General features: G+C 44.0%; 6 protein-coding genes. 1 reads left to right on the top strand and 5 read right to left on the bottom strand.

Annotated features, from left to right (window positions below; all coding sequences use genetic code 11):
- Nucleotides 1-330: 330 nt before the first annotated feature.
- Genes ACTQ50_RS16715 through ACTQ50_RS16705 form a run of 3 tightly spaced genes read right to left on the bottom strand, consistent with a single transcriptional unit; the run spans nucleotide 331 to nucleotide 3,760 of the window.
- The gene (locus tag ACTQ50_RS16715; RefSeq protein WP_441485135.1) at nucleotides 331-1,044 is read right to left on the bottom strand and encodes a CvpA family protein; all 714 of its coding nucleotides are present in this window, start codon (nucleotides 1,042-1,044) and stop codon (nucleotides 331-333) included.
- A 10-nt stretch (nucleotides 1,045-1,054) separates the two neighbouring features.
- A complete protein-coding gene (locus tag ACTQ50_RS16710) occupies nucleotides 1,055-2,299 on the bottom strand; it encodes a DUF5711 family protein (protein WP_441485134.1) in 1,245 nt (414 codons plus the stop codon).
- Nucleotides 2,300-2,359: 60 nt separating this feature from the next.
- Entirely contained in the window at nucleotides 2,360-3,760 is a 1,401-nt protein-coding gene (locus ACTQ50_RS16705; RefSeq protein ID WP_441485133.1) for a LysM peptidoglycan-binding domain-containing protein, read from the bottom strand.
- A gap of 320 nt (nucleotides 3,761-4,080) precedes the next feature.
- On the opposite strand from ACTQ50_RS16705, the gene yyaC reads away from it, so the two are divergent.
- On the top strand, nucleotides 4,081-4,614 hold the full coding sequence (yyaC, locus tag ACTQ50_RS16700) for a spore protease YyaC (RefSeq protein ID WP_441485132.1): 534 nt from the start codon (nucleotides 4,081-4,083) through the stop codon (nucleotides 4,612-4,614).
- Nucleotides 4,615-4,707: 93 nt separating this feature from the next.
- On the opposite strand, the gene ACTQ50_RS16695 is transcribed toward yyaC, so the two are convergent.
- The gene (locus ACTQ50_RS16695; RefSeq protein ID WP_441485131.1) at nucleotides 4,708-5,646 is read right to left on the bottom strand and encodes a transketolase family protein; all 939 of its coding nucleotides are present in this window, start codon (nucleotides 5,644-5,646) and stop codon (nucleotides 4,708-4,710) included.
- On the bottom strand, nucleotides 5,634-6,473 hold the full coding sequence (locus ACTQ50_RS16690) for a transketolase (protein WP_441485130.1): 840 nt from the start codon (nucleotides 6,471-6,473) through the stop codon (nucleotides 5,634-5,636). Before ACTQ50_RS16690 ends, ACTQ50_RS16695 begins: the two co-directional genes overlap by 13 nt.
- Between the last annotated feature and the right edge of the window lie 13 nt (nucleotides 6,474-6,486).

The raw sequence follows: 6,486 nt of genomic DNA, 5'->3' as shown, positions 1-6,486 counted from the left end.
GCTTAGTTATCTCTCGTCATTACTGTTTTTAAAAGTTTCATTCGAAAATGAATTGTATAAAGAAATTTTCGAGAATCGTATGTGTTTCACTGTTTAGTTATCAAGGTTGTTTATCTGTCGTTGTCTGTCCGACAGCTTGTTTATATTACCACAAGCATTTTCGTTTGTCAACAACTTTTTTTATTTTCTTTTGAAAAACTTTTGAAGCTTTTCAAAAAGAAATCCCGCTTCCTCAGAAGCGAGATTCAGTATAACACCGGTGTTGCTATTCGTCAACCCCTTTTTTTCAATTTTTTTGATTTTTTTACACGATTTAACAAATTTCCTTTTTTAATTCCCATAGAAAACGCTCATAAACACCTTCACGAAGATATTCTGGTTATACAGAAAATTCATAAAAGTGTCCTTCTGTACCAGTTCCATCCCCTGTTTTCCCAGTGAAGTGTCGCATAGTAAAGTCAGCACCAGAAGGGCGATCCAGATAAAGATCACGCACTTTATCCCTCCCACTGCTCCTCCAGCCAGCTTGTTGATTCCATTGATGACCGGCAGTTTTGTCAGAACATTCAGTATATATCCCAGCAGCTTGATCACAACTGCAGAAATGATATAAGAAAGAAGGAACGAAATACCATTCACCGCCATTACTGCAAGGGAATCTGAAATATATTCAGAAAAGGTGCTTACAGCAAGATAGCGGTAGGTCTCTACGGTATTATTTTCCACCAGCGTATTCTTCAAAAGGTCTGGGAGCTCCATGCTCTCTACCACCTGTGCCTGTTCTTCTTTGTCCAGGACTTTCCTATTATCCGTCTGTTCCATTACCATGTCCTGGCATTTTTCCTGAATCACGGTATATACAGGGGTATACTCCCTTACGAATGTATTTACATATGGATTGATCACCCAGACAAGAAGAAAGGAAATGATCATGAAAAAGGCGGATACCACTTCTTTTACAAATCCTTTTCGGAACCCCAAAATGCAGGCGGAAATAATCAGAACAGTTCCAACAATTCCAAGCCATGTCCAGCTTATGTCCATCTTTTTCTCCTTAGCTGAGTTTTATCACATTTACACCTGTATCAAGAACAAGCAGATATTTGTTCCATCCAAGTTTAAAGAAATCCTTTACCGTTCCATCAATGCTTCCAAAATATTTTTCTTTGCCATTCTCATTCATAACACACAGCTGGGAACTGTTATACATGATAATATAACCGTCACTCATTCTGATGGTAGAATATGGAATATTAAAATCCTTGCTGAATTTCAATTTTCCATCAGCAGAATATACCTGCATGGTGTATTGTTTGTCTTTTCTGTCATTTTTGAATACCAGGCCGATATTATTCTCGTCATAGAAGGTGCTGACGATCTCACTTTCCACCTGGATGGTCTTAAGTTCCTTGGGAATCTGACGTCCGGAATATAAAGTAAATCCGTCATCCCGCAGAGCTACTGCATTGCTTCCAAGATACTGGATCTGGGGAACCACCACACCGTCATAGGTATAGCCACTTACAATACGGTCATCTTCATTCTGTCCAACTTCTCCGAAATTATAAAAAGCTACATAGCTTGTGGTCTGACTGCTGTCCACATACTGATAGGCTACCATCATTACCACGCCATTATCTGCCAGCGTTACATCCATAGGATATCCAGGATCCTGAATGTTCGTCTGGTTCTCTGCGATCAGACTTCCGTCCAGATTATAGAAGTTGATCCAGGTATGATCGCCTCCGTCCAGAATCGCCGCAGCCATTCCGGTCTTGGAAACTTTTGCTTTCACAATACTGTAGGAAGTGGTTACGGTTCCGGTAATTCCATTTTTGTTCAGGAAAACCATGGAAGTGCCATCTTTGTCTGCGATAACCGCACAGTCTCCCCACACATCCGCTACAGGATTCTGCATGTCGTACGTCTGGGACCATACCGTTTCCAGCTTATCATTTACAAGAGACACCTCATCCGAGCTGTAGCGCAGGATCTTTCCTGCCAGGTTCATGTACTGTGTGGATACTGTATCTTCCTGTTCGCTGGAAGCCTGTACTTTATAGCTTCGGTAGGTCCGCATCTCCAGGAAAAGGAAGCCGGCCAAAACCACGATCGCCACAGCTAATATAACAGCAATAGGCTTCAGCACAGCTTTCCTTTTACGCATGGCTGCTTTGAACTTTTTCCTTGCAGCTTCGCCTCCCTGGGCACCTGCCTGGGCTTTCTCTAGGCGGCGTTTCTCTGCAAGCAGACGCTTCCGCCGCAATTTCTTTTTGATATTCTTAAATGTGTTTGCCATAATTTACCCTTGCCTTATGTTTTCTGTTTAACATCATTTGTTCGATTATACCACATTCCATTATGGTAATACAATCATTTGGCCAGGATAAATCACCTGGTTTTCCGTGAGATTGTTCAGCCGGCAGATTTCTGCAATGGCATCTGTACTGCCATAATGGGAAATACTTATCTGATACAGGGTGTCACCAGGCTTGATCATATAGTTTTCATAAACCTTGTCGGAAGAAGCGGCCGTCTCCTGTTTTTTTATTTTTCGGTCGTCTGCTTCCTGGGAAAACTGCTGTTCTTCCAGCGCCTGGGTATTCTCTGCCGTCTGGGTGTTCTCTGTGGCGGCAGTTCCAGCAGAGTATTCCGCATTTAAATTTCCCTGCTGATCTGAATTCTCTGTTTTCTGAATTTCAGTATCTGCAGTTTCTGCATCTGTTGAAACCGTTTTATCTTCCTGTGGTGCTTCTGTTATATCATTTGCCCCTTCATTTTCAGCTGCTGATATTTGCGGCGTTGCCGTTGGCTGGCTCTCTGCTGTTTCATCCTGGATCTGGTTTTCCTCTATCCAGGTGATCGGCGGAGTCACTTTTTCCTCTTCCTGCACAATTTCATCTGAAGTCACCGTTACCGTAGCTTCTCTTCGCGAAAGATCCGTAAGTCCCATATAGTTTCTGTAAAAGCCCGCCCCTACTGCCAGTACAGCAAGCACCAGACATGCCGTGGCTGCATATGAAAAAACAGAGGTATGCTCCAATTCCTCCTGGGGCTTTTCCTCTGTCTTTTCTTCCTTCTTTGTTTTCTTGTTTTTAATGATCTTCCGGAATGACACCACTGCCTCATCTGGCACCGTTTCCGTGATTTCCGGTACAAAATCTTTATTTTTTTCAATCATGTACTCCTGCATGAGAGAATTTTTCTCATAATAGATGTAATATCCTCTCTGCCGGATCATCAGACCATTTTCATAAAAGAAAAAAGCCTCTTCCTTTTCTGCAGGTTCCATGAGCATCAGCACTTTTTCGCCACCAAAATACCGAAGATGGATCCTTGTCAGCAACTCGTCTGTTTCCATATACATCTGAGGACGCGAAAAAAACCAGCCTGTTATTTCCTGTCCTGGAAAATATCTGGCCTGGTCTTCCTGTATTTTCGCCCATACTTTTTCAGAGAAATCAATATGATCTGCTGCAGCTTCCATATCTTCCACCACCAATGCTCCCCGGATGAAAAGATAGGTTATTCCATCGTTCCACTTGGTATCCCCTGTAAAAACAGCTACGCTGCCTTGTTCTTTTTGGGAGCTGAGCTCGTTTCTGGCAAGCCTTGTGAGAAAGGTGTACACGTAATCTTCCATATAGATCCGCATATTTCCCGTTGTCAGCCCTACCTGGCGTATATTTCTCGGCAAATTAAAAAGATTTTCCCCATTTTTTGCCTCCTGTTTCTCCTCTTTGTAAATAACTTCTATCATACTCACATCCCCCCTTCGGGTATGAGGATAGCACATGGGAAATGCAGATTTTAGCGTAATATAAGACCTGTTCCACAGAATTTTACGACAGTTTTTGCAAAGAAAAGCCTGGCAGTTCTCTCCAACAGCCTGCGAAAAAGAATGATGGAAAACAGCATTTTCCAAGGTGCATATTTTTACCGGATATGGGATAAGATGGATTATAGAAAACAGTGCGCAAGTGCTTTGCAGAAAAAAAAAAAAAAAAAAAAAAAAAAAAAAAAAAAAAAAAAAAAATATAATGAAGTCAGCTGGCGCAGCTATATATCAGGAGAAATTTTATGCCTTTTTATATTAACACGCAAAATCCGGATTCTTCCAGAGAGATTGCCCGCCTTCTGGAAAAATGTATTAAGCGTCATAAACGGGACTGGACGGAAATCGTATTTCTGTGTATTGGAAGTGACCGGGTAACCGGGGACTGCCTGGGGCCTTATGTGGGATACCGGCTAAGCCAGCACCAGATTCCCGGCATTTACGTGTACGGTACCTTAAATCAGCCTGTCCACGCGGTCAATCTGTCCCATATAACGGACTTTATTGCCAAGGAGCATCCATTTGCCCTTGTGATCGCAATCGACGCTTCATTGGGTGATAAAAAGCACTTAGGATATGTGACTATTGGGAATGGGTCTCTTTACCCAGGTGCGGCGGTGCAGAAGGATCTGCCGCCTGTGGGGGATATTTATATTACAGGGATCGTAAATATTGGAGGGATCCTGGAATATCTCACTTTGCAGACAACAAGGCTTTCCACCGTGATCACCCTGGCGGACACCATTGCACAGGGAATCCTGGGGAATTTTACTGCGTAAAACACAATACGGCAAATAGAAGCTTTCGCCTCCATTTGCCGTATTATATACGCTTCCATTACAGAATTGAACTTTCTGCAAATCACATTCTAATTAGATAAATGCTTTGATCTGTTTGTAGATGCCAGCTGCATCAAGGCCATATTTCTCAAGAAGATCTACAGCCGGGCCGGACTCACCGTAAACATCATTGATACCAATACGTTTTACCGGTACAGGAGCCTTCTCTGCAAGGCACTCGCATACAGCACCGCCAAGGCCGCCGATGATGGAATGCTCTTCCACTGTAACAACCTTGCCTGTTTCTTTTGCAGCTGCTACAACAAGCTCCTCATCCAGAGGTTTGATGGTGTGGATGTTGATAACCTTTGCTTCGATTCCTTCTTCAGCAAGCTTAGCAGCCGCCTCAAGAGACGGAGCTACGCAAAGTCCGTTTGCAATAATGGTAAGGTCTTTTCCCTCGCGGAGAACGATACCTTTACCAAGCTCAAATTTATAATCCGGGTTATCGTTGATAACCGGAACAGCAAGACGGCCAAATCTCATGTAAACAGGGCCTACATGCTCATAAGCAGCCTCTACCATTGCCTTTGCCTCGATGTCGTCAGATGGGCATGCAACAACCATTCCCGGGATTGTACGCATAAGTGCGAAATCCTCGCAGCACTGGTGGGTAGCACCATCCTCACCAACGGAAATTCCGCCGTGGGTAGCACCGATCTTAACGTTCAGTTTCGGATAGCCTACAGAGTTGCGGACCTGCTCAAATGCACGTCCAGCTGCAAACATAGCGAAAGTACTTGCAAATGGTACCTTGCCTGTTGTAGCGATTCCGGCAGCGATTCCCATCATGTTGCACTCTGCGATACCGCAGTCGATGTGGCGCTCCGGGAATGCTTTCTTAAAGATTCCGGTCTGTGTAGCTGCAGCAAGGTCAGCGTCCAGAACAACCAGATCATCATGTTTCTTTCCAAGTTCTACAAGAGCGTTACCGTAGCTTGCTCTGGTGGCAATCTTCTTTACTTCTGACATAATGCTTCACCTACCTTTTCCAAATCTGCCATAGCCTGTGCGTACTCTTCGTCGTTCGGAGCTTTTCCATGCCAGCCAACCTGGTTCTCCATGAAGGATACACCTTTGCCTTTTACTGTCTTCATAACGATTGCAGTCGGCATTCTTTTGGTAGCCTTTGCTTCATCAAAAGCAGCACGTAACTGTGCCATGTCATTTCCATCTGCCACGTTGATCACATGGAAATTAAATGCTTCAAATTTCTTGTCGATCGGGTATGGAGAGCATACATCCTCAACTTTACCGTCGATCTGAAGGCCGTTGTTATCTACGATCACTACAAGGTTGTCCAGTTTTCTTGCGCCTGCAAACATAGCAGCTTCCCAAACCTGGCCCTCCTGGATCTCGCCGTCACCAAGAAGTGTGTATACACGATAGCTGTCGCCTGATAATTTTGCAGAAAGTGCCATTCCAACTGCAGCGGAGATTCCCTGTCCAAGAGATCCGCTTGACATATCAACACCTGGGATATGTTTCATATCCGGATGTCCCTGAAGGTAAGATCCAAGATGACGAAGTGTTACCAGATCCTCTTTCGGGAAATAGCCTCTCTGTGCAAGTACAGAGTAAAGGCCTGGTGCAGTGTGACCTTTGGAAAGGACGAAACGGTCGCGGTCTGCTTTCTTCGGATCCTTAGGATCAATGTTCATTTCCTCAAAATAAAGATATGTAAATACATCTGCTGCAGATAAAGATCCGCCCGGATGGCCGGCTTTAGCAGCGTGCAGTGCTGTTACGATGCCCTTGCGGACTTCGTTTGCAGTTTTCTGAAGCTCTAAATTCTCCATTATCAATTCTCCT

Source organism: Blautia sp. Sow4_E7 (assembly GCF_052116245.1).
GTDB lineage: Bacteria > Bacillota > Clostridia > Lachnospirales > Lachnospiraceae > Blautia_A.
This window is presented reverse-complemented; position numbering and strand designations above follow the sequence as displayed.